This is a genomic window from Sphingomonas sp. CFBP 13603, assembly GCF_014892665.1.
Lineage (GTDB): Bacteria > Pseudomonadota > Alphaproteobacteria > Sphingomonadales > Sphingomonadaceae > Sphingomonas.
On record NZ_JADBIA010000004.1, the window covers coordinates 292,693 to 307,468 of the forward strand.

The 14,776-nt window shown below is 65.5% G+C and carries 17 protein-coding genes and 1 tRNA gene; 8 read left to right on the top strand and 10 right to left on the bottom strand.

What is annotated here, in order from left to right; genetic code table 11:
- Positions 1 to 470 precede the first annotated feature (470 nt).
- Positions 471 to 2,291 carry a translation elongation factor 4 gene (gene lepA, locus IFR23_RS09060; protein ID WP_056049136.1) on the bottom strand — a complete coding sequence of 607 codons (1,821 nt, stop codon included), beginning with the start codon at positions 2,289 to 2,291 and terminating at the stop codon, positions 471 to 473.
- A 163-nt stretch (positions 2,292 to 2,454) separates the two neighbouring features.
- Here lepA and IFR23_RS09065 point away from each other — a divergent pair.
- A tRNA-Pro gene (locus IFR23_RS09065) sits at positions 2,455 to 2,531 on the top strand.
- A gap of 101 nt (positions 2,532 to 2,632) precedes the next feature.
- Here the strand turns inward: IFR23_RS09065 and IFR23_RS09070 are convergent.
- Positions 2,633 to 3,055, bottom strand: a complete 423-nt coding sequence (locus tag IFR23_RS09070) for a DUF1465 family protein (RefSeq protein WP_446740899.1) — start codon at positions 3,053 to 3,055, stop codon at positions 2,633 to 2,635.
- A 153-nt stretch (positions 3,056 to 3,208) separates the two neighbouring features.
- Positions 3,209 to 3,370, bottom strand: a complete 162-nt coding sequence (locus IFR23_RS09075; protein ID WP_192144606.1) for a YdcH family protein — start codon at positions 3,368 to 3,370, stop codon at positions 3,209 to 3,211.
- 272 nt (positions 3,371 to 3,642) lie between these two features.
- Between IFR23_RS09075 and IFR23_RS09080 the strand changes: the two genes are divergently transcribed.
- On the top strand, positions 3,643 to 3,798 hold the full coding sequence (locus tag IFR23_RS09080) for a YdcH family protein (RefSeq protein WP_107962500.1): 156 nt from the start codon (positions 3,643 to 3,645) through the stop codon (positions 3,796 to 3,798).
- Between the two features lie 149 nt (positions 3,799 to 3,947).
- Here IFR23_RS09080 and IFR23_RS20170 read toward each other — a convergent pair whose 3' ends face one another.
- The 5 genes from IFR23_RS20170 to IFR23_RS09105 all read right to left on the bottom strand — a co-directional run bounded on the left by IFR23_RS20170 (position 3,948) and on the right by IFR23_RS09105 (position 6,759).
- Entirely contained in the window at positions 3,948 to 4,247 is a 300-nt protein-coding gene (locus IFR23_RS20170) for a PilZ domain-containing protein (protein WP_342344913.1), read from the bottom strand.
- A 146-nt stretch (positions 4,248 to 4,393) separates the two neighbouring features.
- Positions 4,394 to 4,864 (bottom strand): RNA polymerase-binding protein DksA, encoded by a 471-nt coding sequence (gene dksA, locus IFR23_RS09090; protein ID WP_107962502.1) that lies wholly within the window; start codon positions 4,862 to 4,864, stop codon positions 4,394 to 4,396.
- A 671-nt stretch (positions 4,865 to 5,535) separates the two neighbouring features.
- Positions 5,536 to 5,856, bottom strand: a complete 321-nt coding sequence (locus IFR23_RS09095; protein ID WP_192975582.1) for a hypothetical protein — start codon at positions 5,854 to 5,856, stop codon at positions 5,536 to 5,538.
- 78 nt (positions 5,857 to 5,934) lie between these two features.
- Positions 5,935 to 6,216 carry a hypothetical protein gene (locus IFR23_RS09100; protein ID WP_181321135.1) on the bottom strand — a complete coding sequence of 94 codons (282 nt, stop codon included), beginning with the start codon at positions 6,214 to 6,216 and terminating at the stop codon, positions 5,935 to 5,937.
- 102 nt (positions 6,217 to 6,318) lie between these two features.
- On the bottom strand, positions 6,319 to 6,759 hold the full coding sequence (locus IFR23_RS09105) for a host attachment family protein (protein ID WP_192975583.1): 441 nt from the start codon (positions 6,757 to 6,759) through the stop codon (positions 6,319 to 6,321).
- Positions 6,760 to 6,904: 145 nt separating this feature from the next.
- On the opposite strand from IFR23_RS09105, the gene serS reads away from it, so the two are divergent.
- The 5 genes from serS (at position 6,905) to IFR23_RS09130 (ending at position 11,869) form a co-directional block, all read left to right on the top strand.
- Positions 6,905 to 8,182, top strand: coding sequence for a serine--tRNA ligase (serS, locus tag IFR23_RS09110; RefSeq protein WP_192975584.1), 1,278 nt, complete (start codon positions 6,905 to 6,907; stop codon positions 8,180 to 8,182).
- Positions 8,182 to 8,946, top strand: a complete 765-nt coding sequence (gene surE, locus IFR23_RS09115) for a 5'/3'-nucleotidase SurE (RefSeq protein WP_192975585.1) — start codon at positions 8,182 to 8,184, stop codon at positions 8,944 to 8,946. Before serS ends, surE begins: the two co-directional genes overlap by 1 nt.
- Positions 8,946 to 10,091, top strand: coding sequence for a M23 family metallopeptidase (locus IFR23_RS09120; protein WP_192975586.1), 1,146 nt, complete (start codon positions 8,946 to 8,948; stop codon positions 10,089 to 10,091). Before surE ends, IFR23_RS09120 begins: the two co-directional genes overlap by 1 nt.
- A gap of 128 nt (positions 10,092 to 10,219) precedes the next feature.
- Positions 10,220 to 11,443 (top strand): tyrosine--tRNA ligase, encoded by a 1,224-nt coding sequence (gene tyrS / locus IFR23_RS09125; RefSeq protein WP_192975587.1) that lies wholly within the window; start codon positions 10,220 to 10,222, stop codon positions 11,441 to 11,443.
- Positions 11,444 to 11,608: 165 nt separating this feature from the next.
- Positions 11,609 to 11,869: a PilZ domain-containing protein gene (locus IFR23_RS09130; protein ID WP_244655542.1), complete on the top strand. Its 261-nt coding sequence runs from the start codon at positions 11,609 to 11,611 to the stop codon at positions 11,867 to 11,869.
- Between the two features lie 4 nt (positions 11,870 to 11,873).
- Here IFR23_RS09130 and IFR23_RS09135 read toward each other — a convergent pair whose 3' ends face one another.
- Both IFR23_RS09135 and recG read right to left on the bottom strand, forming a co-directional pair.
- On the bottom strand, positions 11,874 to 12,314 hold the full coding sequence (locus tag IFR23_RS09135; protein ID WP_192975589.1) for a DMT family transporter: 441 nt from the start codon (positions 12,312 to 12,314) through the stop codon (positions 11,874 to 11,876).
- Between the two features lie 31 nt (positions 12,315 to 12,345).
- A complete protein-coding gene (gene recG / locus IFR23_RS09140; protein WP_192975590.1) occupies positions 12,346 to 14,397 on the bottom strand; it encodes an ATP-dependent DNA helicase RecG in 2,052 nt (683 codons plus the stop codon).
- A 73-nt stretch (positions 14,398 to 14,470) separates the two neighbouring features.
- Here recG and IFR23_RS09145 point away from each other — a divergent pair, with 73 nt between their 5' ends.
- Positions 14,471 to 14,737: an FAD assembly factor SdhE gene (locus IFR23_RS09145; protein ID WP_056048683.1), complete on the top strand. Its 267-nt coding sequence runs from the start codon at positions 14,471 to 14,473 to the stop codon at positions 14,735 to 14,737.
- Positions 14,738 to 14,776: the final 39 nt, after the last annotated feature.

Sequence of the window (14,776 nt, forward strand, 5' to 3'; positions counted from 1 at the left end):
CGCCTCGCGACGCTCACTCCCCGATCGGGCGGTTAGGCCGGGATTGTGTTAGGATGATGACAGTTGGTTGCAGCGTTTTGGGGCTGGCGCCGGTTTGCAACATGATGCGATATTTTTGCCGATGGCGACGGAGCGAAACCCTTCTCCGTCATGCCAGCGAAAGCTGGTATCTCCCGGTTCGAGCCGGACGCGCACCCCGGGGATACCCCAGCGTTCGCTGGGGTGGCGGCGATTGGCGATTGTCTATCCAGCGGAAGCAAAAGCATGTTTCCCCGCGAAGGCGGGGACCCAGACTGGGCTCCCGCCTTCGCGGGAGAACACGGAAGAGCGGATTGTCGTTCGAACGCTCTCATAGTCGTGCCGCGGCAAAGCCGCGTCGTCGGAGGACACGGCCGAGTACGAGCTCGGCCGGTCTTCGTCCGGCTTGGCGCTAGCCTCAGCTAAGCGCTGCGCCGCTCAGCTTTGTGCACCTACGCGTCGTCGCCCATCCTCAGCGCCGCGATGAACGCCTCCTGCGGGATGCTGACCGAGCCATACTCGCGCATCTTCAGCTTGCCCTTCTTCTGCTTTTCCAGAAGTTTCTTCTTGCGGCTCGCATCGCCGCCATAGCATTTCGCGGTCACGTCCTTGCGCATCGCGCTGATCGTCTCGCGCGCAATGACCTTGCCGCCGATCGCCGCCTGGATCGGGATCTTGAACAGATGGCGCGGGATCAGCTCCTTCAAGCGCTCGACCATGCCACGGCCGCGCACTTCGGCGGTGCCGCGGTGGACGATCATGCTCAGCGCGTCGACCGGCTCCTCGTTGACGAGGATGCCCATCTTGACGAGATCGCCCTCGCGGTAGCCGATCTGGTGATAATCGAAGCTCGCATAGCCCTTCGACATCGACTTCAGCCGATCGTAGAAATCGAACACGACCTCGTTCAGCGGCAGCTCGTAGGTCGCCTGCGCACGACCGCCGACATAGGTCAGGTTCTTCTGGATACCGCGGCGGTCCTGGCAGAGTTTCAGGACGCTGCCGAGATACTCGTCGGGGACGTAGATCGTCGCTTCGATCCACGGCTCGCTGATCGTCGCGATCTTGTTCGGCTCGGGCATGTCGGCGGGGTTGTGCAGCTCGATATGCGTCGTGCCGGACGGATCGGGGTGGGTCAGCTCGATCTCGTATACGACGGACGGCGCGGTGGTGATCAGGTCCAGATCATATTCGCGCGTCAGCCGCTCCTGGATGATCTCCAGATGCAGCAGCCCGAGGAAGCCGCAGCGGAAGCCGAAGCCCAGTGCCGCCGACGTCTCCATCTCGAACGAGAAGCTCGCATCGTTGAGGCGCAGCTTCGAGATGCTCTCGCGCAGCTTCTCGAACTCGGCGGCATCGACCGGGAACATCCCGCAGAACACGACCGGCTGGACTTCCTTGAAACCCGCGAGCGCTTCGAGCGCAGGCCGCTTCGCATCGGTGATCGTGTCGCCGACGCGAGTCTGCGCGACCTCTTTGATCTGCGCGGTGATGAAGCCCATCTCGCCGGTGCCGAGCTCGGTCAGCTGCTCGATCTTCGGGCGGAAACAGCCAACCCGGTCGACCAGGTGCATCGTCCCCGTCTGCATGAACTTGATCTGCTGGCCCTTTTTCAGGACCCCGTCGATCACGCGGACAAGAATGACGACGCCGAGGTACGGATCGTACCAGCTGTCGACGAGCATCGCCTTCAGCGGCGCCTCCGGGTCGCCGCTGGGTGGCGGGATCTTGGTGACGATCGCCTCGAGGATCTCGACGATGCCGATCCCCGACTTCGCCGACGCGAGCACCGCCTCGGACGCGTCGATGCCGATCACGTCCTCGATTTCCTTGCGGACCTTCTCGGGCTCGGCGGCGGGCAGATCGATCTTGTTGATCACCGGCACGATCTCGTGGTCGTGCTCGATCGACTGGTACACGTTGGCAAGCGTCTGCGCCTCGACGCCCTGCGCGGCATCGACCACCAGCAGCGCGCCTTCGCACGCGGCGAGGCTGCGGCTCACTTCATAGGCGAAGTCGACATGGCCCGGCGTGTCCATCAGGTTGAGGACGTAATCGAGGCCGTCCTTGGCGTGATACGCAAGGCGCACGGTCTGCGCCTTGATCGTGATCCCGCGCTCCTTCTCGATGTCCATGTTGTCGAGCACCTGCTCGGACATTTCGCGCGCGGTCAGGCCACCAGTTTCCTGGATCAGCCGGTCGGCGAGCGTCGACTTGCCATGGTCGATATGGGCGATGATGGAAAAATTGCGGATGCGGTCGAGCGGAGTCATGGCGCGCTCCTAGCAGCGACGCCGCGTGCGCGATAGATCGCCGCGACAACCGTTCGACGAGGGCCGTTCGACCAGGGCCGTTCGATCAGGGCAGTTCGATCAGGACGATAATTGTCTTGAACGTTCGGGATGTCGCGGCTAGGGCGCTCACCGGCAATGTTGTCGGGGCGTGGCGCAGTCTGGTAGCGCACTGGTCTCGGGGTCCAGGGGTCGTAGGTTCGAATCCTATCGCCCCGACCATTGCCGATTTCACGGTACTTACCGTGTTTTCCCCGAATTTGAGATGCGAGGCGATCGGCTCCCCGATCGCAGCTTCGCCTGGCAGCGCGATTACGCGTCGGCTAGAATGCGCCGGCAATCCGCCTCTGCAGCGATAGAGCCGGGCTGGCGATCGTCTCCGGCATGCCCTGCGCAGTATCCAGTAACGCTACTCGGCGATGGAGGTCGGCGCTCGACTCGATCAGTCCGCGCGCGCGCCCCGGCAGCAGATCAAGCAGGATGTCGTCGGTGACCGGTGCGTCGCCCAGTCGCCGCATCGGATCGAGCGCGTCGGATGCGCGAAGCTCGCCGCTCTGGACCGCACGCTGGGTGAGCAACCATGCGATGATGTGCATCAGCCGGGTCGTCACCTTCAATGATTCGCAGCTGAAACTCACGCGGATCAATGGATCGAGTGCCTCGCGCTCCATCCTCCCCACCTCGTCGAAATACGCGCGAGCCTCGTCGGCCAGCAACATCGCCTCGCTGTAAAGCGTGTCGGTCAAGCGGCGCTGCATCCGCAATTCGTGTCCGGCCTGGGTCATCGATCGACCAGATGCCATACCGCCTTATGCTCGCCCAGTAGGGTAAACACGCTGGTAACCACGATCTGTCCCGAAACGGGCAAATCGATCGAATTTCGTGCTAATCCAGCGAGTTCAGGCGATGATGTCCGGGATCAGTAGGTCCTCCAGCGACGCGATCTCGTCACGCAGACGAAGTTTGCGCTTCTTGAGGCGAGCCATCAGCAACTGGTCATGCGTCGGTACCATCGCGAGCGCGGCGATCGCGTCATCAAGATCGCGATGCTCGATCCGCATCCCGTCGAGTCGAACTCTGGTTTGTGCGTCTTCCACTCGTCCCCCGGTTCAAGCCGCCGTATTCAGCGTCCTTAGCAAATGCGGCGCGGTGCGCGAGCAAGAAACCGACACACGAAACTGCCAAGGGCCGGTCCGCGTGCTCCGGGGGGAACACCATCCGTCCGTCGCGCCAAATCGCTCATTCAATCGATTTGGTCGGTTTCCGATGAAGACATTTTCGTGACGGAGTGGTTTACTCAGTCCCCCAACCCGAATGCAGGAGGTATCCCACCGTGCAGACGACGCATCAGACAGCTCTGGAAACCAAGCACGCCGTGCTCGATCGGCGGATCGCCGATGAGACTCACCGGCCCATGCCCGATGCGACCATTCTCGCCGGGCTGAAGAAACAGAAGCTGCGACTGAAAGAAGAGATCGTCAGCCTGTAACGACGGCGTACGGCTCCCCGGATCCAGTCCGGGGGGCCACAGCCTGTCGGTGTCAGCCCCACCCACTTCGCCCTGCCCCGATGTATTCCAGCGCTCCGCCTTCGCTCCGAGCGAGGCGATACGATGCGACAGTTCAGAAAATTACCGGCCTAAGCGCCACTTACCGGTTTGCGCGCCAGTTTCGGATCGATTGGCGAATCGAGCGCGATGCCGATCCTGCCCGCGGTGCACCAGGCTACTTTGCCCGTCACATCACCGATACCGCGCAGTTCGAGCGCCACCGGCGTGCCGACCTCGGCCACCTTTGCCAGTTCGACCATGAGCCCGCCCTCGGACAGGTTCCTAACCCGCACCTCGCGAAGCCGCGTTTCGCTACCCAGGCGCATGAGCGCGGTAAGGAACAGGCTGTCGCGCGTTCCCGCCCGCTTGCTCGGCGCGTCGTCGGTCACTGTACCGCCCCGTCCGATTGCATCGAAACTGATCGTCGCATGATTGGCGCCTATCCACGCCCCTGAAGCGCAGCCCTTCGCTGCACCACGTTGGCCGTTCGTCCGGTCCATAGCCTGGAAAGCCGGCGCCTGAACAGCGCCCGACGTCAGTCCTCGCGCGAGACCTTTTCGTTACGCTCGTGGCGTTCCTGCGCCTCGACCGTCATGGTCGCGATCGGCCGCGCCTCCAGCCGTGCCAAGCTGATCGGCTCGCCGGTCACTTCGCAATAGCCGTATTCACCCTCGTCGATCCGGCGAATCGCCGCCTCGATCTTCGACACCAACTTGCGCTGACGATCGCGGGTGCGCAGTTCGATCGACCAGTCGGTCTCGCTCGACGCGCGATCGGTCAGATCGGCCTCGCGCAAGGAGTCCATCTGCAACTGCGACAGTGTTTCCAGCGACTCCCGCAGGATCGCTTCCTTCCAGGCCTGAAGCTTGCGCCGGAAATACGCCTGCTGCCTCAAGCTCATAAAGGGTTCGTCGGCATCGGGCCGATAGCCTTCGTCGTCGCTGTCGTTAGCGGCGTTTCGATTGGTAGTCCCGGTATCGTCCATACGATTCATTACGGTCGCCATACCACTCTCCCTCTGGCTCCGTCGTATCAGCCTCGCTGATTTCCGGGAGCCGCCCCCAAATGGTGAATGCGCCTATAGTCACACGCGATGGCAACCACAAGCGACAGGACTTGCGCATTCGATTGCGGATCTGACATTTAGTTGCGGGGAGCGCCAAAACGATTTCGCGGGCTTCGACCGAACCGGATCTGTCGACTGGCCCGGCCGCGGCCAACATTGTGTCCCAGCCCGGCACGTTAAGGCTAAGCCGACTGCCCGCGGCTCGGTAAATCGTCATTTAACCATGCCGAATATGGTTAACACACTTGCACTTAACGGTTTGTTTTGCAGTTAGTCGGATAGCGGTAATCCAATGCTGCAGACGGGGATCCGGCAACACGAGGGTGCCGGCAACGAGAAAGAAACGATATGTCGGTGCGGATGGCCTTGGCCAAATTGTGCGCGTGCGCATGCGGGGGTGCCCTGATCGGTGGTGGCGCCGTGCATGTCGCCGAACGCCCGGCGCGAACCGCGAACGCCAAGCGCGTTCTCGTCAAGAGAATCGCTCGCCCCCAGATCGCCGCCGTATCGCGACCACGCGTCCGCCGGGTCACCACGACCACGCGGACGACCTGCGCCCCAACCGTCGTGACCGTCGCCAATGCGGCACCGCCGGTGCCGGTCGGTGACGGCTATCTCGGTGGCGGCGGCGCAGGTCCATTCGGTGGCAGTAGCGGTGGCGGCGTTCCCGTCGTGGTCGGCGGCAGCGGCGGCTTCTTCGGAGGCGGTTTCGGCGGGGGCTTTGGTGGTGGCTTCGGCGGCAGCGGCGGCTCGGGCGGCAGCGTCGTGATCTCGTCGACGTCGAGCGGTGGATCGACCTCGACCGGCGGGTCGTCTACGAGCACCGGCGGGTCTTCGACCAGCGCCGGCGGATCGTCGACCAGCACGGGTGGCTCCTCCACGAGCACGGGCGGCGCCGAGATCTCGAGCACGTCATCGTCGAGTGGGAACATATCGTCCGCGTCGAGCAGTGCGTCATCGGCCTCCTCCGCCTCGTCGGCATCGTCGGCCAGCAGTGGCAGTTCGTCGGGCTATGGATCGAGCAGCAAGGGATGGGGATCGAACGGCGGCTGGAACTCGACCGGCGGCTGGAGCTCCAACGGATCTTCGGGAAGCTCGGCCTCGTCGGGCAGCAGCGCCTCGTCGGCCAGTTCCAGCGGGTCGAGCGCCAGCAGCGCGAGTAGTGCCAGCAGCGCTAGCAGCGCGAGTTCCAGCGGCAGCACGGGATCGAGCGGCGGTCCGCCCGCCCCCGTTCCCGCACCGCCGATGGTGTTGCTGTTCGGTGCGGCGGCGGCGGCGCTGGTCGCACGCAAGCGCTTTGCAAAGCCGAAGGCGATTGCCGCCTAAGCAGTCGAATACCGTATCGAAAAGGCCCCGCCGGATATTTCCGACGGGGCCTTTTTCGTTTATGCGGTTCAGGCGTTCTTTAGCGCCTTCTCGATGTCCTTGATTGGATGCCCGGTCAGGTCCTTGTCGAGCTCGCCCTTGAGTCGGCTGCTCACTTCCTTGTGATAGTGCTTGCGCAGTTCGCCGAGCGTCTTGGGCGGTGCGATGACGATCAGCGAGTCATAATCGTTCTTCAGCGCACCGGTCTTCAGGAAGTCGGCCGCGTCGGCGGCGAAGCGGTCTTCCTCGATCTGATGGAAATCGGTCGGCTCCACCGAACTCTGCGCGCCGCCCTGTGGCGACGAGGCGCGGCCTGCGGAATCGGTCGCCTGGTCGCGCGTTGCCGGGTTAGCCTGCTCCTGCGCCTTCTCGACGACCAGATTGGGGAATTCGGCGTCGCCCTCGTTGCGCAGGAACAGCATTTTCCGGCCGTCGGCGACAAGCACGACGGAGTTGTGAGGAAGATGCATGCAGGTTTCTCCTTTTCGCTATGCGTATGCCTGAAGAACGCGCCGCGAACGCGAGAGGTTGCGAACCCTTGGTCGTCTCCCGCCAAGGGGGAGGTTTCAGAGGGCCTGCCTTGCGTACGCTCGCAGCCCTCGGCATAGCCCAGCCATGCACGACATACGCCTGATCCGCGACGATCCCGCCGCCTTCGACGCCGCCCTTGCCAAGCGCGGTGTCGCACCGCAGTCCGCATCGCTGGTGACGCTCGACGAGCAGCGCCGCGCGACGATCGCGGACTCGCAGACCGCGCAGACCCGCCGCAACGAACTGTCGAAGGCGATCGGCCAGGCCAAGGCGCAGAAGGACGAGGCCAAGGCGCAGGCGCTGATGGCTGAAGTCGCGAGCCTGAAGGAGGCGCTGCCCGCGCTGGAAGCCGATGAGGCGCGGCTTGGTGGCGAACTCCAGGCCATGCTTGCCGCGATCCCCAACCTTCCCGCGACCGACGTGCCCCAGGGCGGCGGCGAGGACGACAACGCGCTCGTCCACACGCGCGGCACGCCAACGACGTTCGCCTTCGCGGCGCGCGAGCATGACGCGATCGGTCCTGCGATCGGCCTCGACTTCGAGACCGGTGCGGCGATGTCAGGCGCGCGCTTCACGCTCGTCCGAGGGCCGGCTGCCAAGCTGCAACGTGCGCTTGGCCAGTTCATGCTGGATCATGTGGCAGAGGCAGGCTTCGAGCAGGTCTCGCCGCCGCTTCTAGTCCGCGACGAGGCCGTGTTCGGTACCGGCCAGCTGCCCAAATTCTCGGAGGATCTGTTCCGGACCACTGACGGCCGCTGGCTGATCCCGACCGCGGAAGTGAGCCTCACCAACATCGTCCGCGAACAGATTCTCAGCGAAGCCGAACTGCCGCTGCGCTTCACCGCGCTGACGCCGTGCTTCCGATCCGAGGCGGGCGCTGCGGGTCGCGACACGCGCGGCTACATCCGTCAGCATCAGTTCGACAAGGTCGAGATGGTGTCGATCGTCACCCCCGACATGTCCGAGGCCGAGCATGAGCGCATGACGGCGTGCGCGGAGGGCGTTCTCGACGCGTTGCAGCTACCGTTCAGGCGGATGCTCCTATGCACCGGCGATATGGGTTTCACCGCGGCACGCACCTACGATCTCGAAGTCTGGCTGCCGGGCCAGGCGCGCTATCGCGAAATCAGCAGCGTCTCGACCTGCACCGATTTTCAGGCGCGGCGGATGAATGCGCGATACCGGCCCGAGGGCGAGAAGGGCACGCGGTTCGTCCACACGCTCAACGGCTCCGCGCTCGCGGTCGGGCGGACGCTCGTTGCGGTGCTGGAGAATTACCAGCAGGAGGACGGCTCGGTCGCGGTACCGGCGATGCTCCAGCCATATCTCGGCGGGCTGACCATATTGGAGCCCAGGCGCTGATGCGGATCCTGCTGACAAACGACGACGGTTATCATGCGCCCGGCCTGAAGGTGCTGGAGGCGATCGCCCGGACCTTGTCCGACGATGTCTGGATCGTTGCACCCGCCGAGGAACAATCGGGCGCCGGCCATTCGCTCACGCTCTCGCGGCCGATCCGGGTGCGGAAGCACGGCGAGAAGCGGTATGCCGTCGCGGGCACACCGACCGACGCGGTGATGATGGCGCTCGCCAAGATCATGAAGGATTGCCCGCCCGACCTGATCCTGTCGGGCGTCAATCGGGGCGCGAACCTCGCCGAGGATGTGACCTATTCGGGCACCGTCTCGGCGGCAATGGAGGGCGCGCTCGGCGGCATCCGGTCGATCGCGCTAAGCCAGATCTACAGCCGCGAGGGCATGGGTGACAGCGTGCCATTCGAGGCCGCCGCTGCCTGGGGCGAGCGCGTCCTGCGGCCGCTGGTCGACGCACCACTGGCCCCGCGCACGCTGGTCAACGTCAACTTTCCCGCTGTCCCCGCCGATGCGGTGAAGGGGGTTCGCGTCGTCGGCCAGGGTTTCCGCGACTATGGCCGGTTGCAGATCGTCAGCAACACCGATCCGCGCGGCTACGAGTATCACTGGTTCGCGCTTGGCCGGACCGTCGAGACGCCGGCGCACGCGACCGACCTGGAGGCCACGGCGGACGGGTATGTATCGGTCACGCCGCTGCACCTCGACCTCACGCATTTCGAGTCGATGGACATGCTGACGCAGGCCTATCGTTGATGCGGCGTGCGGGCGTCCTGGTTCCACTGGCGACGCTCGCGCTGACCGCGTGCATTCCGCACGTCGATCGCCCCGCCGGCTACGGTAACCCGCCACAGCGTCCGTACCGTTCCCCGCCCCGCCGCGACGATCCGCCCCGCCCCCGTGAGGATACGCCGCGCGAGAACACGCCGCGAGACGACAGGCCGCCGCAGGACATTCCCGGACGCGATACCGGCGAGGTCACCACCCTGCCCGCCCCGCGCCCCGCCTGGGAGGCACGCCCTGTCAACGCCGACGCGAAGACGATTCCCGACGCGACCTATGTCGTCCGGCCCGGCGATACGCTAAGCCGCGTGGTCGACCGCAGCGGTGCGAGCCTCGAAGCGATCGCGCGCGCGAACGACCTCGAATCGCCCTATTCGATCCGCACTGGCCAACGATTGCAGATCCCCGGCGGGCGCTATCACCAGGTCCGCCGCGGCGAGACCGGCATCGCGATCGCGCGCGCGTACGGCGTCGAATGGTCGCGGATCGTCGCCGCCAACGCGTTGGTCGAGCCGTACGTGTTGCGCGCCGACCAGCGGATCCAGATCCCTGGTGAGCCTAGCGGCGGCACTGCAAGCGCATCGGAACGCGCGCGCGCTTTCACACTCGACATCGACGACATCCTGACCGGCGGCGAACCCGCGCTGGCCAGCAATCAAGCGCCGGCAAGACCGATCGCGACACCGCGGCGCGTGCTGCCTTCGAATGCCGTCGTCACCGCACCCGCGCGTCTCGCGAGCGGCGGGTTCCTGTGGCCGGTCGACGGCAAGGTCGTGAAACGCTTCGGCCACGGTGCGAGCGGCGAACGCAACGACGGCATCAAGATCGCCGTACCGGTCTCGACGCCGATCCATGCGGCCGCAGACGGCGTCGTCGCCTATGTCGGCGACGGCATCGCTGCGCTCGGCGGGCTGGTCATCATCAAGCACGGCGGCGGCTGGACGAGCGTTTACGGCCACGCGTCGAAGCTGCTCGTCCAGCGCGGGCAGAGCGTCAAGCGAGGCCAGACCATCGCGCTGTCGGGCGACACGGGATTCGCGGACCGCCCCGAACTGCACTTCGAACTGCGCAAGGGGCGGACTCCGGTGGATCCAACGTCGCAATTGCCTCGAACCTAGCCGCGCAAACAAAACCGTCATCCCAGCGAAAGCTGGGATATTGCCGTTCGAGCCGCAGCACCCGCCCCATAAAGATCTTAGCTTTCGCTGGGATGACGGCGGTGGGAGCGCATGCTAGTCGCGCTCCCATGACCTACCAGTCCGACCTGCTCACCACGCTGACCTCGCGCGGCTATGTCCACCAGATGACCGATGCGGGTGCGCTCGATGCGCTCGCGGGCAAGCAGGTCGTGCCCGGCTATATCGGCTTCGATCCGACCGCGCCGTCGCTGCACGTCGGCAGCCTGGTGCAGATCATGCTGCTCCGCCGGCTTCAGCAGACCGGGCACAAGCCGATCGTCCTGATGGGCGGCGGTACCGGCAAGATCGGCGACCCCAGCTTCAAGGACGAAGCGCGCAAACTGCTCGGCGAGGACGGGATCAAGGCAAACGTCGCCTCGATCCGTCGCATCTTCGAACGCTTCCTGACCTTCGGCGACGGGCCTACCGACGCGGTGATGCTCGACAATGCCGAGTGGCTCGACGCGCTCGAATACATCCCGTTCCTGCGCGACGTCGGCCAGCATTTCTCCGTCAACCGGATGCTGGCGTTCGACTCGGTCAAGCTCCGCCTCGACCGCGAACAGTCGCTGAGCTTCCTCGAATTCAACTACATGATCCTCCAGGCCTACGACTTCCTCGAACTGTCGCGGCGCGCCGACTGCCGGTTGCAGATGGGCGGCTCGGATCAGTGGGGCAACATCGTCAACGGTATCGAACTCGCGCGTCGGATGGATTCGACCGAGGTCTACGGCGTCACCACCCCGCTGATCACCACGGCGGACGGCGGCAAGATGGGCAAGACGATGTCGGGTGCGGTCTGGCTGCACGAGGACCAGCTGCCGCATTTCGATTACTGGCAGTTCTGGCGCAACACCGACGACCGCGACGTCGGCCGCTTCCTGAAGCTCTTCACCGACCTCCCGCTCGACGAGATCGCACGTCTCGAAGCGCTCGAAGGCGCGGAGATCAACGCCGCCAAGATCGTCCTCGCCAACGAAGCGACCGCGATGTGCCGCGGTCGCGATGCTGCCGAACAGGCCGCCGAGACTGCGCGGAAGACGTTCGAGGAAGGCGCGTCGGGCGACTCGCTGCCGAGCTTTGCGGTCAGCGGCGGCACGATCGGTATCGTCGAGGCGCTCGTCGGATTGGGCTTCGTCGCGTCGAACGGCGAGGCCCGCAGAAAGATCGCGGAGGGCGCGGTTCGCGTCGATGGAGAGGCCGTCCGCGAAACGACGGCAACCATCGACGTCAGCTCGCCCGTTCGCCTCAGCCTCGGCAAAAAACGACACGGGATGCTAACCCCTTCGTAATAGACGCATTCTCATTTCGAAGAACGCCGCGTTAAGCATGACCGTTCGCACCCGGTTCACGCCATCCGTCATAAGTTAACGTTGATGGTCACAACCGGAGAACGATCGATGCCAGGCTCTGCAACGGCCGTTCGGGACGCACGGGGCGCTCCCCGCGACGAGGTAATGCATCGCACGCGAGCGATCGACGCGGCGGGGAACAGCATCAAGCTGGTGCTGGTGAACATGTCGGCGAACGGCCTGATGGCGCGATGCGAAGGCAATGCCGTTGCGGGCGCTGTCTTGCAAATCCATCTGCCGATCCTCGGTAGCGTCGACGCGGTGGTACGCTGGTCGCTGGGCGGCCGGATTGGCTGCGAACTGGACCGGACGATCCCGCTTTCCGAGTATTACGGCATGCTGGCGGTGATGACCCGCAACAGCTGACGGATCAACCGGCGCGGACCAGCACCACGCCACCTATCACCAGCGCAACCCCCGCCAACCGCGCCACGCTGATCGGCTGCTGGCTGAGCCCGAGCAGCTCGAACCGGTCCAGGATCAGTGCTGTGACGAGCTGGCTCGCAACCGCCAGCGTCAGAGCCGATGCGAGGCCAAGCCGCGGTGTCGCATAGGCGAGCGCGGCAACGAAACACGCACCGTACAGGCCGCCCAGCCATGCCCAGCCCGGCGCGCCCTTCAATGCCGCCGGCATCGTCCGATCGGTTGCCGCCCAGACGCCCAACAGCGCGATCGTCCCGACCGCGAACGACACCAGCGACCCGAGCCACAGCGAGCCGGACGCCTTGACCAGTGCAGCGTTGGTCGGCGGCTGGATCGCAAGCCCGATACCCGCGAGAAGAACGACGAGAATGGGGAGCAAGGCAGCCATGGCGGGTCCGTGAGCGCTTGCCCGGTACAGGTCAACCCGAGCGGAGCAGCGCCACGCCCGCGTCTCGATCGAACAGGTACAGCACGGTGCGCGCCGCCTGCCCTCGCGGCCCCTCCAGTCCGCCATCGCGATCGATCAGCAGGCGCGCGTCGTCGTGCGCGCATTGTAGGAGGTCGGCCATCATGTCGGGGGTCGCGAGCCGGAACGCCATTTCGCCGGACTGCTTGGTGCCGAGCAGTTCGCCGGCTCCGCGGAGGCGGAGATCCTCCTCGGCGATACGAAAGCCATCGTTGGTCTCGCGCATCAGCGCGAGGCGCGCGCGGGATGTCTCGCTGAGCGACGACCCGCGCATCAGCAGGCAAATCGATCGCCCGGTGCCGCGCCCAACCCGCCCGCGGAGCTGGTGGAGCTGGGCTAGGCCGAAACGGTCCGCGTGCTCGATCACGATCAGCGTCGCGTTGGGGACGTCGACGCCGACCTCGATCACCGTCGTCGCAACGAGGACGGACGTGCGGGCGGCGGAGAACTCGGCCATCACCGCGTCCTTCTCCGCGGGTTTCATGCGGCCGTGGACGAGCGCGACCTTGTCCCCGAAGCGGGCGCGCAGCATTTCGGCACGCATCTCGGCGGCGGCGAGGTCGCTTTTCTCGCTCTCCTCGACGAGCGGGCACACCCAGTATGCCTGCCCGCCATCCGCCAGATGCCGGCCGAGAGCGTTGACCACGTCGTCGAGCCGGTCCTCTGAAATGACGCGCGTTTCGATCGGCTGGCGGCCGGGCGGCATCTCGTCGAGGCGGCTGACGTCCATCTCGCCATATTGCGCCAGCGTCAGCGTGCGCGGGATCGGCGTCGCAGTCATCGCCAGCAGATGCGGCGGCGCGACACCCTTGGCCTGCAACGTCATGCGTTGCGCGACGCCGAAGCGGTGCTGCTCGTCGACCACCACCAGACCCAGGTCCTTGTAGCCGACCGCATCCTGGAAGATCGCGTGCGTGCCGACGAGGATATCGATCTCGCCGCTCGCCAGCGCCATCAGCGTCGCCTCGCGCACGCGGCCCTTGTCGCGACCAGTCAGCACGCCGATCTCGATCGGCAGGCCGGCGAGCGTTTTCCGCAGCGTCTCGTAATGCTGGCGCGCGAGGATCTCGGTCGGCGCGAGCATCGCCGCCTGGGCGCCGGCCTCGACCGCGATCAGCATCGCCATCGCCGCGACCAGCGTCTTGCCCGAACCGACATCGCCTTGCAGCAGCCGCAGCATCGGCGCGGTCTGCGCGAGATCGCCCTCGATCTCGCCGACCGTCCGGGATTGTGCGCCGGTCAGCGTGTAGGGCAGCTTCAGCATCTCGCGCAGCCGCCCGTCGCCTTGCAACGCGCGGCCTCGGCGCTTGCGGGTATCTGCGCGAACGATGGTCATCGCGAGCTGGTTTGCGAACACCTCGTCATACGCCAGCCGCTCGCGCGCCTTCGCGTCCGACGGGTCGGCGTGGATGCGCTCAAGCGATTCGTGCCAGCCCGGCCACTCGCGTTTCGCCTTCAGCCCAGGTTCGATCCACTCGGGCAGATCCGGCGCGCGCGCGACCGCCTGCGTGGTCAACGCCGCCAGTCGCCGCGACGTCAGGCCTTCCGACAGCGGATAGATCGGCTCGCGCTCGCGCAACTCCTCGTCCGGCTCGACGATGTCGGGATGGACGATCTGCAATTCCTGGCCGTATTCGTCGAGCCGGCCCGAGACGCGCTTTGCTTCGCCGATCGGCAGCAGCTTCTTCGCCCAACCCGAACTGCCGCCGAAGAATACGAGGCTAACGTAGTTGCCCAGCTCGTCGGTCGCCTGCACCCGCGTCGGACCACGACCGGCGCTGATCTTGTAGTCGCGCGGGGTCAACGTGATCGTAATGATCCGCCCGGCATCGCTCGACATCAGCTCGGTGCGCGGCAGGCGATCGACGTAGCCGGTCGGCAGATGGAAGGCCACGTCGACGACGCGCGCGAGCCCGAGCCGGTCGAGCGGCTTGGCGAGCGCGGGCCCTACCCCCTTCAGGACGAGGGTTTCGGCGAACAGCGGATTGAGGATTTCGGGTCGCATGACTATCTGGCCTCTATAGCCTAGCCGACGGCCGCCGCCAGCGGTCGCCGGCTGTTCGTGTTTGGAGTTCGAAATGGACCACGAGACCCGCCTCAAGCGCCTGGGCTTTCGCAGCTCGCACCGCGGCACGCGCGAAGCCGACATGATGATCGGCGGCTTCTTCGCGACCTATGGCCGGACGTGGACGCCGGAAGAGCTCGACTGGTTCGAGGCGCTGCTGGAGGAACAGGACGTCGACATCATGGGCTGGGCGATCGGTTCGATCGTGTGCCCGCCCGAATGGGATGGCCCGATGATGCAGGCGATGCGCGACATCAATTACGTGACGGTCGTGAAGTAACATACTCCCTCTCCCCTCCGGGGAGAGGGTCGGGGTGAG

Excerpts from the sequence above, each read along its gene's own strand:
- IFR23_RS09130 (WP_244655542.1), top strand. The coding sequence starts at position 11,609 with ATGCATCGCACGCGAGCGATCGACGCGGCGGGGAACAGCATCAAGCTG.
- lepA (WP_056049136.1), bottom strand. The coding sequence starts at position 2,291 with ATGACTCCGCTCGACCGCATCCGCAATTTTTCCATCATCGCCCATATC.
- IFR23_RS09135 (WP_192975589.1), bottom strand. The coding sequence starts at position 12,314 with ATGGCTGCCTTGCTCCCCATTCTCGTCGTTCTTCTCGCGGGTATCGGG.
- IFR23_RS09145 (WP_056048683.1), top strand. The coding sequence starts at position 14,471 with ATGGACCACGAGACCCGCCTCAAGCGCCTGGGCTTTCGCAGCTCGCAC.
- recG (WP_192975590.1), bottom strand. The coding sequence starts at position 14,397 with ATGCGACCCGAAATCCTCAATCCGCTGTTCGCCGAAACCCTCGTCCTG.
- IFR23_RS09095 (WP_192975582.1), bottom strand. The coding sequence starts at position 5,856 with ATGTTCCCACTCGACGATGACGTGCTCGAGATCTCGGCGCCGCCCGTG.
- serS (WP_192975584.1), top strand. The coding sequence starts at position 6,905 with ATGCACGACATACGCCTGATCCGCGACGATCCCGCCGCCTTCGACGCC.
- IFR23_RS09120 (WP_192975586.1), top strand. The coding sequence starts at position 8,946 with ATGCGGCGTGCGGGCGTCCTGGTTCCACTGGCGACGCTCGCGCTGACC.
- IFR23_RS09075 (WP_192144606.1), bottom strand. The coding sequence starts at position 3,370 with ATGCGGATCGAGCATCGCGATCTTGATGACGCGATCGCCGCGCTCGCG.
- dksA (WP_107962502.1), bottom strand. The coding sequence starts at position 4,864 with ATGGCGACCGTAATGAATCGTATGGACGATACCGGGACTACCAATCGA.
- IFR23_RS09105 (WP_192975583.1), bottom strand. The coding sequence starts at position 6,759 with ATGCATCTTCCTCACAACTCCGTCGTGCTTGTCGCCGACGGCCGGAAA.
- tyrS (WP_192975587.1), top strand. The coding sequence starts at position 10,220 with ATGACCTACCAGTCCGACCTGCTCACCACGCTGACCTCGCGCGGCTAT.
- surE (WP_192975585.1), top strand. The coding sequence starts at position 8,182 with ATGCGGATCCTGCTGACAAACGACGACGGTTATCATGCGCCCGGCCTG.